Source organism: Hymenobacter wooponensis, assembly GCF_004745865.1.
Classification (GTDB): domain Bacteria; phylum Bacteroidota; class Bacteroidia; order Cytophagales; family Hymenobacteraceae; genus Hymenobacter; species Hymenobacter wooponensis.
This window is the reverse complement of the sequence record NZ_SRKZ01000001.1, coordinates 501,510-524,710: the sequence shown is the minus strand read 5'-3', so window position 1 is coordinate 524,710 and position 23,201 is coordinate 501,510. Positions and strand designations below refer to the sequence as shown.

The window sequence follows — 23,201 nt, the reverse complement described above, 5'->3', positions numbered from 1 at the left end:
TTACTAACAGTTAGTATTCTGTACCGTCGCAGCTTGAAGGGCACCGGTCGTCCGTTTGCCCAACAATATACTCACGCAAAACTGCTGTTTTATTATCCTGATACGTGCCTACTTGGTCTTGGTAACCTGTTTTACCCTTTCTGGCCACGCCAACCACAATCAAACTGGGCTCATACGGCTGTTGTGAATTTACATAGGCAGGGTAAATTCTTAACCCAATGCACCCAGGCTGGTGTAGAACTGAATCAATGACTTTGCGGCTGATAAGATACGCTTTAGGGCTATTTTCTGAGGGAGGGTTTTTGGTTTGGTATCGCTTGGCCTCACCCTTTGCTTTCTCCTTGGCTGCTGGCTTATCATGCCCTGTTCCACCCGGATACCTCGGCCCTCTTGGCGGGGTCTGCTGAGGGGTTGCTGCTTGAGCTGTTCCAACAATGTTCGGTGGCAGACTTGTCAGGCGACCTACTACTGCTCCCGAAATGGCAACTGCTACCAGAAGTAGTTGATGTTTCATACCAAGGCAATCAATAAGTGAGAGAAAAGACTTAGACTTAATAAGCTGAATGCTAATAAGCCGCTTGCGGAGAACCATCAAGACAATAGTATAATAGTAAGTATTTTATTTTAAATATAATAATATAGATAAAGTGATTGGCTGTATATACTGCCAAAGCCCCTAAGTAATTAGCTAGGGGTATCAAAAAAACCAACTCAGACGGCATATTGCCAGACCTAAATTGAGAACTGCGCCTTTCTGAGTGTCGCACTTGTGGCTTGCCGCCCGCGTACTTTTAAAGGCATACCATTAGACCATACCTTGAAGGAAGATTGAGAGTTGGGTCTGTTCGTTAGGGCAATGCTTAAGTGGCTCACAAAAGTTAGTGGCCAGGCCGCTAGGCCACTACTGAGTATGGAGAGTGAAGTAGTTGTGCCTGCTGAGCAGCCCTCTATGCCAGTTCAAGTGTCCCAGCCAACCGGCTCCATTTACTCGGCGGCGTTTTGGCCCTTATTTAGTGCAGCGCCTAGACGGCAGTCAGAAGCTTGCCAAGCCAGCTTTGATACTGGTAACAGGCTTCACGTTGAGAAATAGGGAAGAAGCCGCTAGTGCTCTTGCTTTTCGAGCACGTACACGTGCAACTGCTTACGGAGGCGGAAGCCGAGCTGCTGGTATAGGGCGTAGGCCCGGCTGTTATCCTCGAACACATGCAGGAAAGGCGTGTTGCCCGCCGCTAGAATATACCTCACCTGGTGTTGCACCAGCTGCCGGGCATATCCGCGGCCGAGGTATTCGGGGTGAGTGCATACCGCACTGATTTCAGTGTAGGGTGAGGGCTGCAGCCGCTGCCCAGCCATAGCCACCAGCTGCCTATGCTGAAAAATGCCGAAGTATCCGCCAAAGGCGATGGTGCGGGCTAGAAAAGGCCCAGGGTTGGTGAGGGCTGTAAGTGCCTGCATGGCGGGTACGTCCGTCTCCTGCAAGGCCACTAGGCCAGTATTGTCAACAGGCGGGGCCTCTGCTAACGGATATACCAGTTGCAATAGTTCTTTGTGCAAGTGCAGCTTCCAGCCAACTGGTATAACAAGTGGCTCTGGCGTGAACAGCACCGTTGGGGCACCACTTGGCGAAAGCGCGTGTAAGCGGCTGAAGGCTTCTGGGGAGTACTCGGCTAGCCCCGCAAAAGCTCCCATATCGCGCGGCATAACCCGCGCCAATTTATCGCCAATGGATAAGGAGAGATTGCCGGTGCACAGGGCATTCCAAATGGGGTTGTCTAAAAGATGATGATTCATCTTAGCGATAAACAAGTGGCCTAGGCAGCATACTGCACGCCCCGAACAGTATCCCAATGAAAAGTTAAAAGCCCTCATTGTAGTTAACAATGAGGGCTTTAGTGGTCGCGCTAGGAATCGAACCTAGATCAAGAGCTTCGGAGACTCCCATACTATCCGTTGTACTACGCGACCCGGTTAGTGGGTGGCAAAACTAGATAGAAAATACTGCGCAGCCAAACCGTAAACCGCATTTTCAGCAAAATCCTATACTGTTGAGGAGTAACCTTCGGCGCCTCAGCACAGTTAACGGAAGATACCATCACACTCTGAACTTACTCTTCTATGGCAAGCACCGAAAAAAAGACCCTATATACAGCTGATGCTACGGCTATTGGCGGCCGCAGCGGCCACGTACGTTCCGCAACTGGTATCATCGACCTAGATATGTCGGTTCCCGAAGGACTGGGCGGTAAAAAAGGCGCTACTAACCCTGAGGAGCTTTTTGCGGCCGGCTATTCTTCTTGCTTTCAGCAAGCTCTGCTTGTAATTGCGCAACGCGCTGGTGACAAGCTCGACCCGCAAACCGAAGTGAAATGTTCGGTATCGTTGTTCCAGGAAGGGGAGGCCTACGGCTTATCAGCAATTCTAGATGTTGATTTGAAAGCCTTCGACCGCGACAAAACCATCGATATGGTGAAGCAGGCGCACAAAATCTGCCCTTACTCAGTGGGTACCCGCGGCAACATGGAGGTAGAACTGCGCGTGCAAGGCGAGGCTATCCCCGTAGAGGCTGAAGAAAATGCTGGCGTTGCTGCCAATGGTGGCGTGCAGTAGGCACTTAGCGTATTAGCCCGTTAGGCATGATAGTAAATGCAACGGCCCATCTGGTGAGAACCAGATGGGCCGTTGCATTTGCGCGAAATGCTTAGATGCCTTGAGCAGCCAGCACTTCTTTTACTTTCTCAGCAGCGTCTTTCAGCAGAACCGCCGAGTACACTTTCAGGCCGCTCTCGTCGATGATACGAGCACCTTCCTCCGCGTTGGTGCCCTGCAGACGAACGATGATTGGCACACGAATGTCGCCGATGTTTTTGTAGGCCTCTACCACACCGTTAGCAACCCGGTCGCACCGCACGATGCCGCCGAAGATGTTGATGAGGATGGCTTTCACGTTCGGGTCCTTCAGGATGATGCGGAAGCCAGCTTCTACGGTCTGGGCGTTAGCTCCACCCCCTACGTCGAGGAAGTTGGCAGGCTCGCCACCCGACAGCTTGATGATGTCCATGGTAGCCATAGCCAGACCAGCACCGTTCACCATGCAGCCCACGTTGCCGTCGAGCTTTACATAGTTCAGGTTCGAGGCTGAAGCTTCTACTTCCAAGGGATCTTCCTCGTTGGTGTCGCGCAGCTCTACGAAGTCTTTGTGACGGTAGAGAGCGTTTTCGTCGAGGGTTACTTTGGCGTCAACGGCCAGGATCTTGTTGTCCGAGGTCTTCAACACGGGGTTGATTTCGAACATGCTGGAGTCGGTTTCGTCGTAGGCTTTGTACAGAGCCATTACGAACTTCACCATCTCTTTCTGCGCTGCGCCGGTCAGGCCCAGGTTGAAAGCGATTTTAGCTGCCTGGAAGGGGCGGAGGCCTACGCGAGGATCAACGTGCTCCTTCAGGATCTTGTCGGGGTGCGACTCGGCCACCTCTTCGATGTCCATGCCGCCCTCGGTGGTGTAGATGATAACGTTCTGGCCGGTGGTACGGTCCAGCAGCACGCTCATGTAGAATTCCTTGGTTTCCGACTCGCCGGGGTAGTACACGTCCTGGGCTACCAGTACTTTGTGCACTTTACGGCCTTCGGCGCCGGTCTGCTTGGTAACGAGCTGCATGCCAATGATCTGGCCAGCAATTTCCTGTACCTGCTCCAGGTTTTTGGCGAGTTTCACCCCGCCCCCTTTGCCGCGTCCGCCGGCATGAATCTGGGCTTTGATAACGTACCAGCTAGTACCGGTTTCGGCGTTCAGCTTCTTGGCAGCTTCTACGGCTTCCTCAGCCGTATCGGCCACGATGCCTTCCTGCACGCGTACGCCGTAGCGCTTCAGAATGTCTTTGCCCTGATACTCGTGAATGTTCATAGAGGTCAGTTAAGAGGGGTTACGGGGTGGTTTACTAGGCGCGAAAGTAGGTAATAATCGGTTGTGCAGCGTCATTCAGTTGTATTGTAAATCCACTTAGGGGCAAGGTTGATCATGCAATCAGGTCGTTAATGCGAGCTTCAGGCAGGATTTAAGTCAACCTTCGGATAACCGTGCTTCACTAGAGTATACTAACAATGAGCAACGGAGTGTCGCGCTGAGTGAAGTACAAACAAGTCTACCGGTTTGTAGGCCAGTTGAGTAGCCAGCGGTAAAGATGCTTCGGTCCCTGGCTTGCTGCACCACATACTCAGTATGATGTGGTTGGTAAACAATGATTATCAACCACCCCTAACCTCTCCTCATCTGAGGAGGGGAACTAGTTCCTAGCTTCTAGTAGCTTAGTCAACTATGAAATGGGCTTTCTTACCGACCGTACCACTCCGCCAGTACCCGCTCGGCGGGCTTGTGCTGGGGTGTGAAGTCGAGGTGACGGCGGACGGGGCCGTCGGGCTGTAGGCCAGGGTACCACTTCCAGATGAACATGCCGCGCAGCCACGGCCGCGTCCAGAAGGTTTCAAAGAGGGCTTCGTAGCACACACGCTGGGTGGTTTCATCAACGCTGGTTACCACGGCCATCCGGTCGGGCCAGGCCCAGGGCTCAATGGCGGCATCAGGGGTTGTTTTGTAGCCGACTTCTGTGAATAGTACTGGCTTTTTGAAGCGCTTGTGCACAGCTTCAATGCGGCGCAACGGTTCTTGCCAGGCCGCCAGCAGCGCCGCTTTCTCAGGGGCCGTGGTTTTACTGAGGGGGAAATAGGCTTGAATACCGATGTAGTCCAGCGCATCCCAGAACTTGATCTGCTCGAACTCGCCGCTCCAGTTGGCCGCGTAGGTAAGCGGGCCGTGGTACACCTTGCGAATTTGCCTGATGAGGGCGCGCCACTCTTTCTCGTGGGCTACGCTGGCGTGCTCTAGCTCCGTTCCGATGCATAGCGCCTCTAGGCCATTGGCTTCGGCAAGCTCGGCGTAGTGCAGGATAAAGGTAGAGTAGCTAGTAAACCAGGCCTGCCAGTCGGCGGAGGTAGTCATGTTGATGTCGCCGGGCCAAGTGCCGCCGTTGCGCAGCCACAGGTGGGGTTTGAGTAGGGTCTTAATACCGCGTTGCCGTGCTTGCTGAGCCGTAAAAATGAGCCCGGCGTCGCTCTCACCCCAGTAACCGCCACGCCCGCCTTTGGCGCTGCCCGTGTGCAACCTGATTTCGGGTTGGGCGGCGGCCGCCTGCCATCCAAAAGGGGTTTGGGCAATCCAGGTGATGTGCGCACGTACCAGCGGCTCCATGTCGGTGGAGGAAGCAGAGTCGGCAGCCACCCAGTTAACGCCGCGCATGCGGTTGTCGGCGGGCGGGGGCAGCACAGGGCCCGCGGTAGCAGACAAAGAATCGGTAGCACTTGTTGCCGGGCGGCGGGGCCAGTGCCACCACACGCTTACACACAGCAGCAACAGGCCTAGGAGTAGCAAGCCAAAGCGGGCTAAGGTGCGGAAAGAGGGCATAGAAACGAACAGCATAGGAGCGGGGCATCCTGACGAGCCAGATAGCAGTTAAAGTACTTCTAGGCCAGTCGCCGAGGCTAATCTGCACAATCTGCGCGGCAACTCTTTACATTCCGTAGATTTGTTTCCCGTACCTACGGCTCACTACTAATACCGCTTCGTTTTGCTGCAAGCTATCAACGTCCGCAAAAGCTACAACACGCTGGAAGTTCTCAAGGGCATTGATCTGACGATTGAAAAGTCAGAAATCGTATCCATTGTGGGTTCTTCGGGAGCGGGCAAAAGCACGCTGCTGCACATTTTGGGCACCCTCGACAACCCCGACTCTGGGGAAGTGTTGTTCGATGGCGAGTCAGTAAGCTCGCTTGGCCGCTCCGACTTAGCGCGGTTTCGTAACCGCCACATCGGCTTCATCTTCCAGTTTCACAATTTGCTGCCCGAGTTTACGGCCCTCGAAAATGTGTGCCTGCCAGCCTATCTGGCGGGCCGCTCGGAGAAGGAAACCCGCGTGCGGGCCCGCGAGTTGCTCGGGATGCTGAACCTAGAGCGCCGCGCCGATCATAAGCCCTCCGAAATGAGCGGCGGCGAGCAGCAGCGTACAGCCGTAGCCCGGGCTCTCATCAACTCTCCCGAAATTATCTTCGCCGATGAGCCCAGCGGCAACCTCGACTCGCAGAATGCTCAAGAGTTGCACCAGATATTCTTTCTGCTGCGCAAGGAGCTAGGCCAGACCTTCGTCATCATCACCCACAACGACCAGCTGGCCGAAATGGCCGACCGTAAAATCACGATGAAAGACGGCCACATCTGGGAAGGCTAGGCCACTAAGGTATATGTAAAGAGTGCACGTCATGCCGCGCTTGTCGAAGAATTTCGCGTGCTGACGTTGCTCACCTTTAAAGCACGTCATCCTGAGCTTGCGAAGGATCTACTCACGTTAGAACGAGGCACTAGGCCAGTCGTTCACATCTGACAAGGTCTTTCGCAGGCTCAGGATGACGTGCTTTTGGATATCTCTAGAATATCTTAGTTACTCTCAATAACCTTTTGGGAACCAGCTCACTGGCGCACATGTTGAACACACATTCGGAGCTAGATCCGGATGTGTGTTTTTGCTTCCTGGTAATGCGTTCGGTTTGACCCGTACCATTCAGTGTAACCCATCAACTCGTTTTCCGGAAGCGTGTTGATGGGTTTTTTCAGGCCCTACAGGGGTGGCCTAGATAACTATGCAGAGGCTACAGTAAGGCCTGTTTAGACGGCTCGGCGACCAAAAATGTTAGTTGCCTAACGTGGTTGGAAAAATACTTTGTAAGTGATTGATAATCAATAGTAAAAAATACATATAAAAATGTCGCTTTTTGCACCTTTCCGGCGGCTATTCAGTTATATACCCGAACAACAATACGGTACTACAGGACTAAAAGGAAAGACGCCATGAGCGAAGCAATCAAGAACATCAAAGAGCCGGTTCGTAAGACTAAAGTTGAGAGCTTTGATATCTCACGCTCCGACGAAACGCTGCATCTGGCGACGGACCTTGCTAAATTCATCAAGGACAACAAGCTCAGCACTACGGTGCAGGGTAAAGAGTTCGTGAACGTGGAAGGCTGGCAGTATGCCGGTTCGCGCTTGGGCATCGTGCCTATCGTCGACCACGTTATCAACGTCTCGACCGAGCAAGAAATCAAATACCAGGCTAAGGTGACGCTGTTCGACATGAAGTCGGGCCACACAGTAGGTGCTGGTTTTGCCATCTGCTCTAATAAAGAGCAGGGCAAGAAGTTTTACCAGGAGTTTGCCATCATGAGCATGGCGCAGACGCGTGCCATCGGTAAGGCGTACCGCAACATCTTGGCCTGGATCATCCGCGCCGCAGGTTACGAGCCTACGCCCGCTGAAGAAATGGAGTATGGCGGTAACACGCCCACTGCCCAGCCAGCCATGGTAGTAACTCCGGCGGCTGCACCCGCTCCGGTAGCGGCTGAAGCACCAGCAGCCATGAAGGCTGTACCCGCCGAGCCTGCTGCCCCAGCAGTGGCTGAAGCTCCGGCACCTACGTACGCCTCGGCTTCGCAGAAGGAAGAAATCATCCGTCTGTTGAACCACCCAGTGATTACTCGCCCTGAGAAGACCAAGATGCTGTTGAACATCAACCGTCTGGACGAGGAGCGTGCTACCCAGGCCATTGCCAAGCTCAAGAAGGCAATTGATGATCGGGAGAACGGACAGTCGGCCGCTGCCTAAACCTCTCCCAACTTCATATACAGAAAGCCCGGTTCCGTTAGGAGCCGGGCTTTTTTTATGTCATGCCTTACTGGCTTCGTTGACCTTTGAGTGCTGACGTTGTTTGTGTAGTTCTAGGCCAGTTGTTCTAGCGTCGCGACGCCAGTAGGCATCTATACAGCATTGTGGCGCTTACCCCTGCGACATGAGCTGAATACCTTTTCGTTTCCCGGTAGGCGGCGTTACCTTCGTAGTCCTTAAATCCAGACTGCCTTGCTTCACCCCACCGACGATATCCTGCACGTACTGCGCCAGACCTGGGGGCACACCCGGTTTCGGCCGATGCAGGAAGATATCATCCGGTCGGTGCTGGCGGGGCACGATACCCTGGCCCTCCTGCCCACAGGTGGCGGTAAGAGCATCTGCTTTCAGGTGCCAGCGCTGGCTAGGCCAGGGCTGTGCGTGGTGGTGTCGCCGCTGATTGCCTTGATGAAGGACCAGGTGGAAAACCTGCGCAAGCGCGGCATCAAAGCCGAGGCGGTGTACGCCGGCATGAGCCACCAGGAAATAGACCAGACGCTGGATAACTGCGTTTACGGGCCGGTGAAGTTCCTGTATGTGTCGCCTGAGCGGCTGTTGACGGATATGTTCCGGGCCCGGGTGGGTAAGATGAAGGTGAGCCTGCTGGCCATTGACGAGGCGCACTGCCTCTCGCAGTGGGGCTACGATTTCCGGCCGCCCTACCTGCGCATTCAGGAGTTGCGGGAGCTGCTGCCGGGCGTGCCCTGCATTGCCCTTACCGCTACCGCCACTGAGCAGGTGCGCCAGGATATTGTGGAGAAGCTACACTTTGGCGCTTCACACCAAGTATTTCAGCAGAGCTTCGCTAGGCCTAACCTGTCGTATTCCGTGCTCAGCACCGAAGACAAGCTCAAGCGGCTGTTGGAAGTGGTGCGCGGGGTGGGGGCTGATAAAACGAGCATTGTGTATGCCCGCACGCGCCGTCAGACAGAGGAAGCCGCCAACTACTTGCGCCAACAGGGGGTAGCGGCCGCCCCCTATCATGCCGGTCTGCCCAGTGAACAGCGCACCCGCACCCAGCAAGACTGGATGCAAAACAAAACGCGCTGTATCGTAGCCACCAACGCCTTCGGTATGGGCATTGACAAGCCCGATGTGCGCTTGGTAGTGCACCTCGATGCGCCCGACAATCTGGAGGCCTACTACCAAGAAGCCGGGCGCGCAGGCCGCGACGAGAAGTATGCCTTTGCGGTGCTGCTCCAGGGCCCTAATGATGCCGATGAACTGCGCCGCCGGACTCAGCAGGCCTACCCACCCTTGGATACCGTGCGGCGCGTGTACCAGGCTCTGGCGAATTTCTCGCGCACGGCCGTGGGCGGGGGCGAGCTAGTAGCGTTTGGTTTCGACTTGCAGCAGTTCGCGGAAACCTACCGCATTAAGGCCCTGGATGCCCACAACAGCCTGCGCACGCTGGAGCGGGAGGGCTTTGTGCAGGTAAACGAAGCCGTAAACAATCCCGCCCGAGTCCATATCCCCATCGACCACACCGACCTCTACCGCTTCCAGGTGGCCAACCAGCAGCACGACCAGCTTATCAAAAGCTTGCTGCGCTTTAACGGGGGCGAGCTGTTTGCGGGCTTCCAGCGAATTTCGGAGAACAGCTTAGCCCAGCATCTGCGCATAAGCGTGGTGGATGTACGCAAGATGCTGGTATTCCTGCATCGCTCCGGTATCATTCAGTACCAGCCCAAGCATGAGGCCCCGCAGGCCCTGTTTACCACCCCCCGCTACGACGCCGACAAGCTCCCGCTAGACCAAAAACGCCTCAACCAAGCCCGCGAGCTGGCCCGCCACAAAACAGAGTCGGTGGTTCAGTATGCCGCCGGTGGCCGGTGCCGTCAGCAACTTCTACTGGAGTACTTCGGGGAACTGGATGCCGCCGCCTGCAACGTCTGCGACTTTTGCCTGGCTAAGAAGAAAGCCCGACAAGAAGCCAAGGCACCTAGTGGCCTACGAGAACAGGTGGTGACCTTGGTTAAAGCCAGCCCCAAAACCCCGCGTGAAGTGCTAACGCATTTTGCGCCAGGCCAGGCTACCTCCGTAACGGAACTGCTGCGGGAGCTGGTAGACCAAGGGCAACTGAGTTATGCTGCCGACGGGCGGCTAAATGGATAAACGGGGAAATAAAACATGCCCATCAGCAACTAGCTGATGGGCATGTTATCAGACCACAAAACTTTAAGCTAGGCTAGCCAAGTAGCTTATATAGGTTCACCTTACGCTCGGTGAGCAGGGGTACGATTTGCGCTACTACCACGTCCTGGTAATGAGCTGATGCCACATGAGCATCAAGGGCAGCTTGGTCGGCATATTGCTCATAGAACAGAAAATGAGTGGGGTCCTTCGGGTCTTGGTGCGCTATGTACAGCAGATTGCCAGGTTCATTGGCGCGTACTGCCGCCGCCGCTTGTGCCATCAGTTGGCGCACATTATCAGCTTGTTGAGGGGTGGTGCGCCATTCTGCTGCTACGCAGATGATGTTAGCTTGCTCGGACATGGGAAAGAAGGAAAGGGAAAGAGTGAATGTTATCAGAAGCAGAATCGAATCAGCCATCCGAGCGGCTGCTAGGCCACCTTCACAATGGCTTTACCGGTATTTTCGCCCCGGAACAGTCCTAGGAAAGCGGTAGGTATCTGGTCGAAGCCTTCTGTAATAGTTTCCTCAAACTGGAGCTTGCCTTGGCCGTACCACTCGGTGAGCTGCTTTACGCCCTCGGGCCACTGGGGCAGGTAATCGCTCACAATGAAGCCTTGTAGCTTGGAGCTGGTAGTGAGGAGCTTGCCTTCGGGGCGCGGACCTATGGGAGCTTCGGTGGCGTTATAGTTGGCAATCTGGCCGCAAAGAGCAATGCGGGCGTGCTTGTTGAGCAGGTCGTACACCGCGTCAGTAATGGCGCCGCCCACATTGTCGAAGTAGCAGTCTACGCCGTTGGGCGCGGCGGCCGTCAGTGCTTCCGGAATATTAGCGGTTTTGTAGTTGATGGCTTCGTCGAAGCCCAACTGCTTAAGGTAGGCCACTTTCTCATCGGAGCCGGCGGTGCCAATCACGCGGCACCCTTTGATTTTGGCCAACTGGCCTACCACCATACCCACGGCCCCAGCCGCGCCGGATACCACCACGGTTTCGCCGGCTTTGGGCTGGCAGATGTCCAGCAGTCCGAAATACGCCGTGAGGCCCGGCATACCCAACAGGCCTAGGAAATAGCTGATGGGCGCCTGATCAGTAGGGATTTGCTGCAGGCCACGGCCATCCGATACCGAGTATTGCTGCCAGGGTAGGTTGCCTACTACCACACTACCAACGGGCAGCTTGTCTAGCTGACTTTCTATCACCTCGGCCACTACGCCGCCAGAGATTGGCTGGCCCACCTCAAAAGGCGGCACGTACGACTTGCCCGCGTTCATGCGGCCCCGCATATAAGGGTCAACGGAGACATACAGGGCCTTGAGTAGCACCTGACCTTCGGCGGGAGAAGGAGCCTCGCTGGTTTCGAATTGGAATTGAGCCGCGGTAGGTTCGCCCTGGGGGCGGCTGGCGAGCAGAATGGTTTGGTTTTGCATAGCGTGAAGTGGGACAAAGGGAAAAGAAAAAAGAAAGCTGTCATCCGGAGTGACTAAAAGTGCCTTCTTCGAGAAGATGAACGCGCTAAGTGGCAGTTCGTTTTCCCAAGAAGAGCCTTTAAATCTGCTCCGGATGACAGCTTTTGAGCTAGGCTAGTAGGCCTAGGCGGCGTTAGTCGTGGTGTTGAGAGTCACCTCAATGTTGCCTTTGGTAGCGCGTGAGTAGGGGCAGATGCCGTGGGCGGCTTCCACCAGTTGCTCTGCCTGAGACTGTGCTACACCAGGAATATTCACGTGCAAATCAGCCGAGATGCCGTAGCCGCCGTCTTCCGCCTTGCCGAAGCCAATGAAGGCCTCTACCGTTACACCTTCCAGCTTCACGCTAGCCTGACGAGCGGCTACGCCCAGCGCACCCTCAAAGCAGGCAGCATAGCCAGCAGCAAACAGCTGCTCGGGGTTGGTGGCGCCAGCTTTGCCAGGGCCGCCCATTTCTTTCGGGGTGCTCAGGTCAATGTCCAGCACGTTGTTGTTGGTGGTAACGTGACCATCGCGGCCACCTTTGGCTTTGGCTTGAGCGGTGAAGAATTTTTCGACGATTTTCATCGGAAAGAAGTGAGAAAGTGAAAGAACACTGGCCTAGGCCAGTTGGGTAAGTAATGCGTTGAGTTGCCGCCGTAAAGCCTCAAAATCAGCTTGCGGCATGTTAAGCTTGGCAAAAATTTCCTCGGGTATTTGGCAAGCACGCGCCTGTAGCTCACGGCCCGCCGGCAACAGGCCAATAATCACAGAACGCTCATCACGCGGGTCGCGGCGGCGACTTATCCATTGCTTTTGCTCTAAGCGCTTGAGCAGGGGAGTGAGCGTGCCAGAGTCGAGGAGAAGTTTTTCCCCTAGCTCCTTAACTGTGAGCTCCTGATGCTCCCACAGGAGCAGAAACACGAGGTACTGCGGATACGTGAGGTCTAGCTCCTGCAGCAGCGGCTGGTAGGCCTTCGTAATCATCCGCGAGAGGGCGTAGAGCGGAAAGCACAACTGATTCTCCAGTTGCAGGAGAGGGTTGCTAACGTCGGAAGAAGGTTGGTTGCTCATGCTCGTCTGACAAATAAACGGAGAATGGTTGTGTAATGTTTAATTGTGTGCAACTAAATTAAGAATTGACATTTAATATTCTGATTACTAGCTGTATAGTTTTAAGGTTTCTTAGGCGGGTTAGCGTTAGACTGTAAGCACAGCCAGATTATAGGCACGGTCTTAAAACAACAACGCCCTGCGGGGCAGGGCGTTGTTGTTTTAAGAATGTGTAGCAACTTAACCTTGCTGGTAGGCCTGTATGCCCCCAATCAAATTGCGTACTTTCTGGAAGCCTTGCTGAGAAAGGTAGGCCTTAGCGGAAGCAGAGCGGCCACCACCTTTGCAATGCACTACCACTTCTTGTTCCTTCAAATCCTCTAAGTCATCAAGCTTTTGCGGAAGCATGCCCAACGGAATATTCTGGCTGCCCTCAATACGAGATTCCTCGTTTTCCCAAATTTCGCGCACGTCAATGATAACCGGCGCGGTGCCATTGGCCTGGCGTTCTTTTAGCTCAGTAGAGGTGATGTCGTTCATGAATGGGTGGACGTTGATTTGAATGCAAGTGTAAACCTAACAATTCGCAGCTATTCTACGCTGCAAAATCTATTTAGCTACCGGCAAACCTTGGGCCAATCTCTACTGCTCCCGAACTAGCCGTTTCGTCACTGTTACACCAGTGGCAAGGGTGAGCTGCACAAAATATACACCCGGCAACAAATGTGGCAGAGAGAGTAGTGCCTGCCCTGCTTGGGCGGTAGGCTGCTCCCACACCGTACGGCCTAGGGCATCAAGCACGGTGGCTCGAGCGTAACGACCTTCCACGCGCACCAAGCCGTCGGTGGTTGGGTTAGGGTAAACACTGTAGCTGGCAGCTAGGGTAGCGGAGGCCGTTGCCGTAATAGGGCTAGCCCCCATCAATGGGCGAAGCATCAGGGCACCATTTGGGCTTTTGGCAGTGGCCAGCGATATGCTGTTCCAAGCGTTAAAAATGTTAATGAAAAAGTAGTTTGCCGGTGGGGCGTTGTTCAGGTCTACTCCTATTTCTACAAACTGTGAGCTAGAAGCTTGACCATAGCCGGCATAAAAGCGGCCGGTTACCGCTACAGGAGCATCGAAGGATACATCTACGTAGGCCTGTCCGGCAGGCAACGAGGCCGGAATCAGAAAGCTTTTTGTTGCTTTGGGCGTAGCTGAGGGCTGGTTATTGCTGTCTTCCCAAATGGCCACAGTTACCGTTCGGCCCAGCGCAGTAGCCATGGGGTAAAGTCGAATTGCTCTAACTACATCCGGCGTATTCAGGTCGTAGCGAGTGGCGTAAAAAGTGGCCGGCCCGGTGTTGGCAATTGGCAGACTAAGCGTTGCCTCGGCGCTGCCATCGTCGTAGGCGTAGTAGTCGGCCAGCTCCGTCACGCGCGAAATGGTGTCGTTGGGCAGCGTGAGTTGGTTGGTTTCGTTGGAAAGCAGCGTGATGCGCTGGCGTAACAACTTGGGCGCAGCTGATACGGGCACGGTAGCAGTCTGCAGACTACCTGTAATTGGTTGCTGCTGGCCGCCGCGACCTGCATCGAGGGAACGGTTGCCGGTGAGGAATTGCGTGGTAGGGCCACTGGGCAACACCTCCAGCGTGCCAGTCCAGCTAATGGGAGTAGGGGCCGGGCCGGGGTCCAGGTTGTTCATGGTAGTGCGCGTGCGCGTGTTCAGCTCCTGCGTGGGGTTAGCATTGAACTGAGATACCGGCATGGCGGCGTACCGTTGTAAGGCGCTGGGCAAAAGCTGACTCAGGGCAATATCGCGGAAGCTGGAGTCGGCGGCGGTGCGGTTGCGGTCAAGTCGCACGTAATCGACGCTCCAGGCATCGCGGTTGCTGTACTGGTAACCAAATACCCGAATACGGAATTGAAAAGCACTGTGCAGGTAGCTGGCCTGATTGATAGGTACCGCCCGGAACCGAAAGTTGGTGGTGTCGCCGCCGCTCCGAATCTGACTTACTTCGCGCCAGTTGCCGGCATCATCCAGGAAGTCGACATACAGCCCTACTGGGCGGGCACTGGTAGCTGCCACCGGCGGCCCAACCAGCGTACCGGCCTGCCAGAAAAAGCTTAGAAATACATTGTCCGTGGCTCGTAGGCCACTCAGGTCTATGGGCTGCGAGGTCAGGGAATCGGTAGCGCCGACGGACGAAACACCGCCATAGGAGCGACCATTGGCGTTAAATCCATCAAAAGTAGCCACGCCCTTGGAGGGTGGGCGGCGGGCAAAGCGGTTGTTAATTAAAGTGCCGCCCGTGGTCAGCCACCGTTGTCCATTGGGCCGGCCTTCCGTTTGCCCCGCGAAATCATCGAAAAAAGGAAGCGTCAGGGCCTGCCCGCGGCGGGCGGTAGTTGGGGCTGGGGGCTGAGGAGGCGCCGAAGACAATGGCCGCACCATCTGCGCGTGGCCTAGCAGTGGCAACAGGCCCAGCATGGCGGAAGTCAGCAGAAATAGAGAACGTAAAGGACGAAGCATAGCAGATAATACCAATCAATGAAAGGAAGGCCGGCAGCGAAGGTCGGAAAGCGGTGGCAACTACCACGCACCAGCTACCATACGGAAATGAAAAAAGGTCCGCTGTGCATACAACGAACCTTCTTCTGGTTTCTTTTATAGATGGTCGGGAGAGTTCCGACCACGTAAATGAGCGCGTTACTGCACGTCGCGCACGGGCTCACGGCCCGCAATCCAGAGGTCAACGAGTTGTCCCATCCGAATGGTAGCGCCGGGGGTGGCTACGGGGCGTTGCTTCACCACGTTACCTTCCGTTTCGCCCTCAGCAGGCTCTTGGTAGAACCGCTCGCCCACTTGCAGCCCTAGACCAGCGAGCAGCGTTACGGCTTCATCGGCGGGCATATTTACTAAGTTGGGCACGGGGAACTCCTGGTTGCCAAGGCCGTCGCCAACTTCTAGGTCTACGCGGGTATTTTTAGCAATAGGAGCGCCGGGGACAATTTCCTTCCCGTTCACAAACTGCTTCAGCACCGCATTCTGCTGAATGTTAGGCACTAGCTTGATTTGGCCAATTACCAAATCGTAGCTCTTCAGAATCATCTGGGCATTTTTCAGGGAGCCATCCGTGAGCTTGGGCATCTTGATAACCGGCGGGTTTTTCATGGCCACCGTGATATAGAGCTTACGGCCCTCTTTCACCTTCTCACCGGGCTTAGGTTCCTGGTTAAGCACCGTACCGGGCTTAATTTCCGGGCGGTAAGTGCTGTCATCCACGAAGTAAGCCAAGTCCCGCTCATCAAGATAGTCTTCCAGATCGGCCTGTTGCATACCCGTGATTTTAGGCACCTCAATAACCTCACCGTGGTTGGTGGTAAGGGGCAGATACACGTAGAAGAAGCCGAAAATGAGCATTCCTGCGGCTACTAAAATCACCAGCAAGTGCTTTAGTACGTCGGCGGGTGTATCAGATTTGAAAAAAGACATTCTTATGGGAGGAGCTAGAAGTTAGTAGTCAGGAGCGGAAAGCCTGCCAACAAAGCTAGGAATTAGAAAGCTAGAAGCTAGTTCCCCTCCTCAGATGAGGAGGGGTTAGGGGTGGTTGACTAATCGTTGAACGACTACTAGCACTAGTTCTAATTATTGTTCCAGGCCAGTCAACCACCCCTAACCCCTCCTCATCTGAGGAGGGGAACTAGCTTTTAGTTTTGGACTACGGCCTTTTCCTGCCGTGCTTTACCGAATTCCAGAATCTGGTCGATGAAGTCGTAGGGGGTGTAGCCAGCTAGGGCAGTCTGGTGGAAGATGCAGGTAGCGGGCGTCATGCCGGGCAGGGAGTTCACCTCGATGATGAGCACCTCCACGGCCCCATTCTGCCGCACTCGCACAAAGGCATCGATGCGGGCGTAACCCTGAATATTCAGCACCTCGGCCACGCGGCGTAGCTCCTGCTTCACTTCATCGGAAATGCGCTGGCGCTCGGCGGGCTCCACGGCGTAGCGGGCCGGCGTGATGTTCTGGCCTTCACCGGCCAGAAACTTCTCTTCCAGGCTCAGTACCTCACCGGTTGCCAAAGCTTCTGAGGCCTCGAACACTTCAATTTCTAGCTCGCCGTTTTCGCTCCAGTGGGTCAGTAGGCCACCCGTCACTTCCAGGAAGTGTGCGGCACCATCACGGTCGATGAGGGTTTCTACCAAGAAGGCATCCTTCTGCGGGAATTCCTCCTTAAAGCCCAGGTGCAGCGTTTTGGCATCCTCGATCATCAAGTCTTCCTGGTTGCGGAAGATGAGTTTGGTAAAGGCTTCCAGCTCTGCACGGTTCTTGATTTTCTTCACCGCAGAAGAGCAACCATCATCGGCAGGCTTGGCGATGAAGGGGTAGGGGAACTGCGTTTCGAGGCTACGGTAGAAACCTTCCGCGTCGGCATCCCACTCCAGGCGGTTGGCCATGCGGTGCTCGGCTACGCGTAGGCCAGCTTCGCGCAGGCGGCGGTTCGTTTCAAACTTATTGATGGTGATAGAGCTGCTGGCTACGCCCGAGCCATTGTAGGGCAGGCCTAGCATTTCCAACTCGCGCTGCAGGGCGCCATCCTCACCGGGGCGGCCGTGCAGGGCAATGAACACCTCATCCACCATGCCGGCCAGTTCTTTAAACGACACGCGCTGGGGCTGAGCCGTGGGCTGACCAGCGTAGGTATTCGTGATTTCGTGAGCTTCCTGCCGAATACGGGCCAGCACGGGGTGCAGGCCGTGGCCGGCTTCCATGTGCTCCACTTTCTCACGAATATCATCGGCGTTGTCCTTCAGCATCACGTTGATGGGCAGCACGTAGAGGCGGAACTCCTGGCTGTTGCCGGTCAGGAACACGGGCACCGGCTCATACTTCACCGAGGAGCTGAGCTTCTCGTAGATGTTGCGGCCGCTTTCCACCGAAATGTGGCGCTCTGAGGAGTAGCCGCCCATAATCACGGCTACCTTGGTGCGGGTGCGCTCCTCACTGGCACGGGCTGCCACGGCGGCATCTAGCTGGGCCAGCAGGCCCGCCAGTTTCACCGGCCGTAGGCCACCCCGGCGGCGCGCCGCCAGAGAAGTACGAATCAGATAGGTCAGGAACTGCGACGGGTTCAGGCCGATTTCCGCCGCCTGGTGGAAGAAGAAAGAAGCCGGCAGCATGCCCGACGTGGTATTCGGGTCGTTCAGGAACAGGTTGCCATCGGGCCCGATGAAGCCATCGAGGCGGGCATATACTTGGAAGCCAAAGGTGTTGAACATTTCCTCGCAGGCTTCCCGAATGCGCTGAATCTCCGCCTCGGGCAGGTCGATGGGCGTGACTTTACGCGCTAGGCCAGGGAGGTACTTCGAGCGGTAGTCAAACATCTCCTCGCCCTTCACAATCTCAGTAGGAGGCAGCGCCAACGGCTTGCCGGTGGGGTCTTCCACCACAATGCACGAGAATTCCCGGCCCTGCACGAAGCTTTCTACCAGCACTTGCGTTTCGCCTTCTACGCTGGTCAGGCGCACAGTTTCAGCAGTTTTGAGGCGGTCATTCAGTGCCTTAAGCAGCTGCTCCGGCTGGTAAATCAGCTCTGGCTCGTCATTGAGTACCACTGGTAGGCCAATACCCTCGCGGATATCTACCAGCTGCTGCAGCCACATAATGCGCTTCTGCTCCGAGAGGCCTAGCCACTCTTGCTGGGTTACCGTTTTGCGGAAAAGGCTGCGCTCCATGGCGGCTTCAAACTTCGCCAGATCAGCTTCGCGCAGAATGCTGATGCCGATGCTGGAGCCTTGGCGGGGCGCTTTAAACACCAGCGGCAGGCTTAGCTCGCGCACCAGATAGTCTAACGTAGCGGCGTGGTCGGCCGTGTCCCATTCTTCGGCCGTAATCTGGCGGAAAGTGGGCGTAGGGCGGTTTAGGGCCGTCAGGAGCTTCTTCTGGGCAATTTTATCGATACCGAAGGCCGAGGGCAAAATGCCGGAGCCGGAGTAGGGGATGCCATACCACTCAAACAGACCTTGAATAGCGCCGTCTTCACCACCGGGGCCGTGCAGGGCCAGGAAGGCGAAGTCGATGAGCTGGGGCAGCTCGTGGGGCAGCACGCGCCGGCCCACTTCCGCGATGATGCGGTCTTGCTCCTCGATGCTCAGCTCACCCAGGCTTTCCAGGTACATCTGCACCGGCAGCTCCGTGCGCGGCAGCGCCGATACTGGCGGGTAGAAGTCGCGAATGGTGCCCTTGTAGATGTAGTGCCAATCTAGCAGGATGAAGTTGCCGCGGCTGTCCACAAATACGGGAACAGCCTCAAACAAGGACTTATCCAAGTTATCGTACACGGTGCGGCCGCCCGCGAAGGAGATTTCCCGCTCACGCGACGGGCCGCCGAAGAAGATGCCTATTTTCATACGTGGCGCAAAGGTAGTATTTCGAGAGGTGAGGTAGAGTAGTCAGCGACTGATAGGCCAGAACAATCAATCGAAAAATAACGTGTCATGTTGCTTACTGCGTACTGAGGGCAAGGCAGCTAATACGCCGATTTGCTAGGCCAGTTGTGGCAGACTGGCCTAGAAGTACGCAACGAGCCGCGAGGAATCTTACCTTCGCCGTATCCAACCCCATTTCTATTCCATGAAAACCCTCGATCAGTACAACTTCGCCGGCAAGCGTGCCGTGGTACGTGTGGACTTTAACGTGCCGCTCGACAAGGATTTCCGCATCACCGACGACACGCGCATTCGGGCCGCTACGCCTACTATCAAGAAAATTCTAGCCGACGGCGGCGCGGTGGTGCTGCTCTCGCACCTGGGCCGCCCCAAAGGCGGACCTGAGAATAAATACTCGCTCCAGCACCTGGTAGCCCGCCTAGGCCAGGAGTACGGACAGGAAGTGCAATTCGCCGATGACGCTCTGCAGGCAGAAGAGAAAGCCGCTGCTCTCCAGCCTGGCCAAGTGCTGCTGGTAGAAAACGTGCGCTTCTATGGCGAGGAAGAAAAAGGTGATGCCGCCTTCGCCGAGAAGCTCGCGAAGCTCGGCACTGTGTACGTGAATGATGCCTTCGGGGCAGCGCACCGCAAGCACGCCTCTACGGCCGTTATCGCCAGCAGCTTCGCACCCGAAGACCGGGTAGCCGGTTACCTGCTGCAGGGCGAGCTGGACAACGCCAAAAAAGTGCTGGAAGAGGCGGAGCGCCCCTTCACGGCCATCATGGGCGGCGCCAAAATCTCCGACAAGATTCTCATCATCGAGAAGCTGCTGGATAAAGTTGACAACTTGCTCATCGGAGGCGGCATGGCCTACACCTTCGCCAAAGCGCAAGGTGGCCAGATCGGTAGCTCCCTGCTGGAAGCCGATAAGATGGACTTGGCTCTGGAGCTCATCGAGAAGGCCAAAGCCAAAGGCGTAAACCTGGTGCTGCCCACCGACAGCGTAATTGCTGACAAATTCGCCAACGACGCCCAGACCAAAGTAGCCCCTAACGACCAGATTCCGGACGGCTGGCTCGGCCTAGACCTCGGCCCCGAGTCCATCAAAGCGTTTTCTGACATCGTACGCCAGTCGAAGACCATCCTCTGGAATGGCCCCATGGGCGTATTCGAGATGAGCAGCTTCGCCAAGGGCACCGAAACCGTAGCTCAGGCCATTGCCGAAGCCACTAAAGGCGGCGCCTTCAGCCTCATCGGCGGCGGCGACTCCGCGGCGGCCGTGAACCAACTCGGCTTCGCCGATCAGGTTTCCTACATCAGCACCGGTGGCGGTGCCCTGCTGGAGTATATGGAGGGCAAAGAACTGCCCGGCGTAGCGGCGCTGGAAGGCCGCTAGGCCACTCTAGCAGGTGACTGCACTATAAAGCACATCATCCTGAGTTTGCGAAGGAGCTTTTCACATGGGAACGACTGGCCTATAACAGTTCGTGCTAACGTGATAAGATCCTTCGCAAACTCAGGATGACGTGTTTTTGTATTACATCCTCGTTACCTCCTTGCTAGTTCACATAAGGCGTTTCCAGCTCTTGGCCCATGAGATTGAGCGGGTCGAGTGAAAGGCGGCCGGTAAGGCGAGTGCTGAGAGTTTTGAGCTCTTTGGAGGAAAGCACGCCGAGGCGGTGCAACCAATGCAAGCGGTGCAGCTGCAACTCTATGGGCCCAAGCGGATTGATCTGGGCGTATTCCTGGCGTAGGTAGTCGTGGGCCCGCTGCTCTACGCTGAAGGCAAACTGCTGGAACGGCTTGCGTCGGCTAGGCCAGTCGGGGAGGGTGAGCGAGAGGTGCGGAGTGCGCAGGTGCCACACATTCCACCAGTTAAACCAGCCGTACACGCAGTAGGCCACTATAAACAGGATCATGCCGCCGTAGAGCTGAAGCTCGGTGGTTAGTTGAAAGTCGGGCGTGGCGTGGCGCGCCACATCCTGCCCAATCCAAGCCAGCATGAATAACAGGCCTAGCAGGCGTTGCTTTGGCACGTGGCGTACTTTCTCGGTGCGAAGTGGCAGAATTTCTTCGAAAGGAACGGCTAGCTCCAAAGCGGGCTGCCACTGTGAGTTGCTGCGGCGCACATACATGCTCTGCCCTCGCAACGACAAGTGAGTTTGGTACAGAAAAGGGTGCTGATACGTAATATTCATGAGGGAAGAAATGCACCAGGCTGCCCTGCCTAGGCAGCTATTGAATACTGAATGGTGCGGGAGTAAAGCAAAGCACAAAAATAACTAGCATTACCCAGCCCAGCACTCGTCGGCCAAACGATAGGGGGCGTTCATCGGGCGCACCAGGGTGGTAAATGCCCGTCACACGGCCCAGCAGGAGCCCAAACACTAGCCAGCCGGGGTTGCCTTCTACTTCGGGCCAGGCAGTCGCTACTACTATTTGTGCGGCCCACACTGCCAGCGCCAACATCACCACGCGGCGTTTAGTAGGCAGCGCTTTCCAAAAGGCCAGCAGGAGATACACTAGATATGGGCCGCCCCAGTACAGCCAGTCTTTGCCACTGGTCTGCAAGGAAAACAGGCCTAGGCCTGCGTAGAAGATGAACCCAATGAAGAACAGCGCAGACAGCCGGCCGGCCCGCCGCTGACCCAACAGGCCATAGAGAATATGGCCTCCATCGAGTTGCCCAATTGGCAGCAGGTTAAGTGCCGTAAAAAATAACGACAGTACCCCCGCGACCAGCACCGGGTAATGCATCAGCTCATTGGCATGAGGCATTCGGCTGGGGTCAGCGAATACTAGTACTAGCAGCTTGAAGAGTAAGGGCTGACTCAGTAGCGAACTGCCTGCTTGATTATTAGGATATACATAGCGAGCATAGTCGGCACCGTAGAGGCGATACTCCGGATGAATGCTATATAAGTACTCCAGCGGTGGTAAGTGCGTCAGGCCATAGATCAGCACCGCTAGGGCGGCTATAAATCCTGCGAGCGGACCTGCTAGGCCTACATCAAAAAACTCTTTTCGCGAAAAGATCCGGTCTTTAATGCGGATAACAGCCCCAAACGTACCAATACCGAAGGGAAAAGGAATGAAATACGGTAGCGTAGCTCGAATGTGATAGTAGCGTGAGGTGAAGTAATGTCCAAACTCATGCACCGTCAGCACACCCAAAAACGGCAGGGAGTACCACAAGCCGGGCTGCAATGTGCGCCACACCACCGGCCACGATTGTAGCAGCACCTCGTAGGGCGGCAACTCCACTATACTGCCGGCGCGTAGCACCACCCCTACCAGGGTCGTGGTGAGCAAAGTCAACAGAAACAGGCCTAGGTGCAGCAAGTACGTGCGCCAACGGGGCGGATCGGGCCGTTCGTAGCGCGTGAAGGCAGCGGCAGCATCATCGGCGGGGGAGAGGCTTGTGGGGGCCGGCGCATCCGGAAAAGGCAGGAGCGGAGAATTGTCAGTTGAAGGCACGGAGGGCGTCGGGCAGAGCGTCGGTGAGGGTAAGGGGCGGGGCGAGGTAGAGCGTGTGCAGCCCCAGACGGCGCGCCGTTTCAATATGCTGGGGGCTGTCTTCAATAAAAAGCGTTTCCTCCGGCTTCCAGTTCATCTCCCGTAGCGCATGCCGGAAAATTTCTTCTCCTGGCTTGCGTAGACCTACTTCCTGAGAATAAAACACCCGGTCCAGGCAATCAGCAATGCCATGCTCTAAATTGTATTCATTCTTCAATACGGCATTAATAGCTGCGATGTGAATGTGGTTAGTATTGGAAAGAAGCGCCGTTTGGTAGCCTTGCGCCCGTAACTCCGCAATCAAAGCCAGCCGCTCAGCAGGCACATCCAAGAGCATGGCATTCCAGGCAGCATCTAACTCTTCATCTGTAGCGTCTAGCTCATAGTGTGTGCGCAGAGCCTCCCGAAATTCAGTTGGGTTGAGGCGGCCCGTTTCCAACGCATCAAACAGCTCTGCCTGAGCTGCCTGGGTGAACTCAATGGTGCCACCGTGCCGATGCAGGCGCCGCATAGCCTCCAGAGTAAGCTGATAATTAATGTTGATGATAACTCCTCCAAAATCGAAGAGTAGATGAGGCTTAGGCATAAAGAGCAGTGAAAAATAAACCCAAAACGACTTAGAGAAACCAGAAAATCATAACCGTTTTGTTAGGTCAATGTCTGAAATCTTGATGTTGGAATTGCAATTCCGCTAACAAAATGGGAAGTTTGCGCAGCTGAATTGCTCCTGTCTGCTGGTTGCCATTCACGCCGGGCCTATAGCTCAATCGGTTAGAGCAGCTGACTCATAATCAGCAGGTCACTGGTTCGATTCCAGTTGGGCCCACTTATTCCCGCTTTACGGTATCGTAGAGCGGGATTTTTTATTCTATATTGAATTGTCTGTT

At 55.5% G+C, this 23,201-nt stretch carries 20 protein-coding genes and 2 tRNA genes; 6 read left to right on the top strand and 16 right to left on the bottom strand.

The features are described from left to right. Positions 1–10 precede the first annotated feature (10 nt). From EU557_RS02090 to EU557_RS02080, 3 genes are all read right to left on the bottom strand, one after another. On the bottom strand, positions 11–595 hold the full coding sequence (locus EU557_RS02090) for a hypothetical protein (protein ID WP_167855056.1): 585 nt from the start codon (positions 593–595) through the stop codon (positions 11–13). 506 nt (positions 596–1,101) lie between these two features. Next, positions 1,102–1,791 (bottom strand): GNAT family N-acetyltransferase, encoded by a 690-nt coding sequence (locus tag EU557_RS02085; RefSeq protein ID WP_167855055.1) that lies wholly within the window; start codon positions 1,789–1,791, stop codon positions 1,102–1,104. A 102-nt stretch (positions 1,792–1,893) separates the two neighbouring features. Beyond that, a tRNA-Arg gene (locus tag EU557_RS02080) sits at positions 1,894–1,965 on the bottom strand. A gap of 150 nt (positions 1,966–2,115) precedes the next feature. On the opposite strand from EU557_RS02080, the gene EU557_RS02075 reads away from it, so the two are divergent. Continuing rightward, positions 2,116–2,607, top strand: coding sequence for an Ohr family peroxiredoxin (locus EU557_RS02075; protein ID WP_135528755.1), 492 nt, complete (start codon positions 2,116–2,118; stop codon positions 2,605–2,607). A gap of 91 nt (positions 2,608–2,698) precedes the next feature. Here the strand turns inward: EU557_RS02075 and sucC are convergent, their stop codons facing one another. Both sucC and EU557_RS02065 read right to left on the bottom strand, forming a co-directional pair. Continuing rightward, entirely contained in the window at positions 2,699–3,901 is a 1,203-nt protein-coding gene (sucC, locus tag EU557_RS02070; RefSeq protein ID WP_135528754.1) for an ADP-forming succinate--CoA ligase subunit beta, read from the bottom strand. 426 nt (positions 3,902–4,327) lie between these two features. Then, positions 4,328–5,455, bottom strand: a complete 1,128-nt coding sequence (locus tag EU557_RS02065) for a glycoside hydrolase family 113 (protein WP_135528753.1) — start codon at positions 5,453–5,455, stop codon at positions 4,328–4,330. A gap of 163 nt (positions 5,456–5,618) precedes the next feature. Between EU557_RS02065 and EU557_RS02060 the strand changes: the two genes are divergently transcribed. The 3 genes from EU557_RS02060 to EU557_RS02050 all read left to right on the top strand — a co-directional run bounded on the left by EU557_RS02060 (position 5,619) and on the right by EU557_RS02050 (position 9,877). Then, on the top strand, positions 5,619–6,275 hold the full coding sequence (locus EU557_RS02060) for an ABC transporter ATP-binding protein (RefSeq protein WP_088842932.1): 657 nt from the start codon (positions 5,619–5,621) through the stop codon (positions 6,273–6,275). Between the two features lie 617 nt (positions 6,276–6,892). Then, positions 6,893–7,702, top strand: coding sequence for a hypothetical protein (locus tag EU557_RS25375; protein ID WP_167855054.1), 810 nt, complete (start codon positions 6,893–6,895; stop codon positions 7,700–7,702). A 252-nt stretch (positions 7,703–7,954) separates the two neighbouring features. Next, the gene (locus EU557_RS02050; RefSeq protein WP_135528751.1) at positions 7,955–9,877 is read left to right on the top strand and encodes a RecQ family ATP-dependent DNA helicase; all 1,923 of its coding nucleotides are present in this window, start codon (positions 7,955–7,957) and stop codon (positions 9,875–9,877) included. A gap of 73 nt (positions 9,878–9,950) precedes the next feature. On the opposite strand, the gene EU557_RS02045 is transcribed toward EU557_RS02050, so the two are convergent. The 8 genes from EU557_RS02045 to EU557_RS02010 all read right to left on the bottom strand — a co-directional run bounded on the left by EU557_RS02045 (position 9,951) and on the right by EU557_RS02010 (position 18,780). Continuing rightward, entirely contained in the window at positions 9,951–10,259 is a 309-nt protein-coding gene (locus EU557_RS02045; RefSeq protein WP_135528750.1) for a putative quinol monooxygenase, read from the bottom strand. A 68-nt stretch (positions 10,260–10,327) separates the two neighbouring features. Next, positions 10,328–11,323, bottom strand: a complete 996-nt coding sequence (locus tag EU557_RS02040; RefSeq protein ID WP_135528749.1) for an NADP-dependent oxidoreductase — start codon at positions 11,321–11,323, stop codon at positions 10,328–10,330. A gap of 162 nt (positions 11,324–11,485) precedes the next feature. Further along, positions 11,486–11,926 carry an organic hydroperoxide resistance protein gene (locus EU557_RS02035; RefSeq protein ID WP_135528748.1) on the bottom strand — a complete coding sequence of 147 codons (441 nt, stop codon included), beginning with the start codon at positions 11,924–11,926 and terminating at the stop codon, positions 11,486–11,488. A 33-nt stretch (positions 11,927–11,959) separates the two neighbouring features. Next, the gene (locus EU557_RS02030) at positions 11,960–12,412 is read right to left on the bottom strand and encodes a MarR family winged helix-turn-helix transcriptional regulator (RefSeq protein ID WP_135528747.1); all 453 of its coding nucleotides are present in this window, start codon (positions 12,410–12,412) and stop codon (positions 11,960–11,962) included. Between the two features lie 219 nt (positions 12,413–12,631). Next, positions 12,632–12,931: a rhodanese-like domain-containing protein gene (locus EU557_RS02025; RefSeq protein ID WP_135528746.1), complete on the bottom strand. Its 300-nt coding sequence runs from the start codon at positions 12,929–12,931 to the stop codon at positions 12,632–12,634. Between the two features lie 102 nt (positions 12,932–13,033). Then, complete coding sequence (locus EU557_RS02020; RefSeq protein ID WP_135528745.1) at positions 13,034–14,902, bottom strand: T9SS type A sorting domain-containing protein; 1,869 nt, start codon at positions 14,900–14,902, stop codon at positions 13,034–13,036. A 177-nt stretch (positions 14,903–15,079) separates the two neighbouring features. Next, a complete protein-coding gene (locus EU557_RS02015; RefSeq protein ID WP_135528744.1) occupies positions 15,080–15,865 on the bottom strand; it encodes a PASTA domain-containing protein in 786 nt (261 codons plus the stop codon). A gap of 215 nt (positions 15,866–16,080) precedes the next feature. Continuing rightward, positions 16,081–18,780, bottom strand: coding sequence for a D-alanine--D-alanine ligase family protein (locus tag EU557_RS02010; RefSeq protein WP_135528743.1), 2,700 nt, complete (start codon positions 18,778–18,780; stop codon positions 16,081–16,083). 223 nt (positions 18,781–19,003) lie between these two features. Here EU557_RS02010 and EU557_RS02005 point away from each other — a divergent pair, with 223 nt between their 5' ends. Then, positions 19,004–20,194 (top strand): phosphoglycerate kinase, encoded by a 1,191-nt coding sequence (locus tag EU557_RS02005; protein WP_135528742.1) that lies wholly within the window; start codon positions 19,004–19,006, stop codon positions 20,192–20,194. A gap of 163 nt (positions 20,195–20,357) precedes the next feature. Here the strand turns inward: EU557_RS02005 and EU557_RS02000 are convergent, their stop codons facing one another. The 3 genes from EU557_RS02000 to EU557_RS01990 are packed head-to-tail and all read right to left on the bottom strand — an operon-like array spanning position 20,358 to position 22,900. Continuing rightward, positions 20,358–20,996, bottom strand: coding sequence for a hypothetical protein (locus EU557_RS02000; protein WP_135528741.1), 639 nt, complete (start codon positions 20,994–20,996; stop codon positions 20,358–20,360). A gap of 37 nt (positions 20,997–21,033) precedes the next feature. Further along, entirely contained in the window at positions 21,034–22,275 is a 1,242-nt protein-coding gene (locus tag EU557_RS01995; protein WP_245326143.1) for a site-2 protease family protein, read from the bottom strand. Continuing rightward, positions 22,262–22,900 carry an HAD family hydrolase gene (locus tag EU557_RS01990; RefSeq protein ID WP_135528740.1) on the bottom strand — a complete coding sequence of 213 codons (639 nt, stop codon included), beginning with the start codon at positions 22,898–22,900 and terminating at the stop codon, positions 22,262–22,264. Before EU557_RS01990 ends, EU557_RS01995 begins: the two co-directional genes overlap by 14 nt. A gap of 166 nt (positions 22,901–23,066) precedes the next feature. Between EU557_RS01990 and EU557_RS01985 the strand changes: the two genes are divergently transcribed. After that, a tRNA-Ile gene (locus EU557_RS01985) sits at positions 23,067–23,140 on the top strand. Positions 23,141–23,201 lie beyond the last annotated feature (61 nt).

Excerpts from the sequence above, each read along its gene's own strand:
- EU557_RS02085 (WP_167855055.1), bottom strand. The coding sequence starts at position 1,791 with ATGAATCATCATCTTTTAGACAACCCCATTTGGAATGCCCTGTGCACC.
- EU557_RS02075 (WP_135528755.1), top strand. The coding sequence starts at position 2,116 with ATGGCAAGCACCGAAAAAAAGACCCTATATACAGCTGATGCTACGGCT.
- sucC (WP_135528754.1), bottom strand. The coding sequence starts at position 3,901 with ATGAACATTCACGAGTATCAGGGCAAAGACATTCTGAAGCGCTACGGC.
- EU557_RS02065 (WP_135528753.1), bottom strand. The coding sequence starts at position 5,455 with ATGCCCTCTTTCCGCACCTTAGCCCGCTTTGGCTTGCTACTCCTAGGC.
- EU557_RS25375 (WP_167855054.1), top strand. The coding sequence starts at position 6,893 with ATGAGCGAAGCAATCAAGAACATCAAAGAGCCGGTTCGTAAGACTAAA.
- EU557_RS02045 (WP_135528750.1), bottom strand. The coding sequence starts at position 10,259 with ATGTCCGAGCAAGCTAACATCATCTGCGTAGCAGCAGAATGGCGCACC.
- EU557_RS02040 (WP_135528749.1), bottom strand. The coding sequence starts at position 11,323 with ATGCAAAACCAAACCATTCTGCTCGCCAGCCGCCCCCAGGGCGAACCT.
- EU557_RS02035 (WP_135528748.1), bottom strand. The coding sequence starts at position 11,926 with ATGAAAATCGTCGAAAAATTCTTCACCGCTCAAGCCAAAGCCAAAGGT.
- EU557_RS02030 (WP_135528747.1), bottom strand. The coding sequence starts at position 12,412 with ATGAGCAACCAACCTTCTTCCGACGTTAGCAACCCTCTCCTGCAACTG.
- EU557_RS02025 (WP_135528746.1), bottom strand. The coding sequence starts at position 12,931 with ATGAACGACATCACCTCTACTGAGCTAAAAGAACGCCAGGCCAATGGC.
- EU557_RS02020 (WP_135528745.1), bottom strand. The coding sequence starts at position 14,902 with ATGCTTCGTCCTTTACGTTCTCTATTTCTGCTGACTTCCGCCATGCTG.
- EU557_RS02015 (WP_135528744.1), bottom strand. The coding sequence starts at position 15,865 with ATGTCTTTTTTCAAATCTGATACACCCGCCGACGTACTAAAGCACTTG.
- EU557_RS02010 (WP_135528743.1), bottom strand. The coding sequence starts at position 18,780 with ATGAAAATAGGCATCTTCTTCGGCGGCCCGTCGCGTGAGCGGGAAATC.
- EU557_RS02005 (WP_135528742.1), top strand. The coding sequence starts at position 19,004 with ATGAAAACCCTCGATCAGTACAACTTCGCCGGCAAGCGTGCCGTGGTA.
- EU557_RS02000 (WP_135528741.1), bottom strand. The coding sequence starts at position 20,996 with ATGAATATTACGTATCAGCACCCTTTTCTGTACCAAACTCACTTGTCG.
- EU557_RS01990 (WP_135528740.1), bottom strand. The coding sequence starts at position 22,900 with ATGCCTAAGCCTCATCTACTCTTCGATTTTGGAGGAGTTATCATCAAC.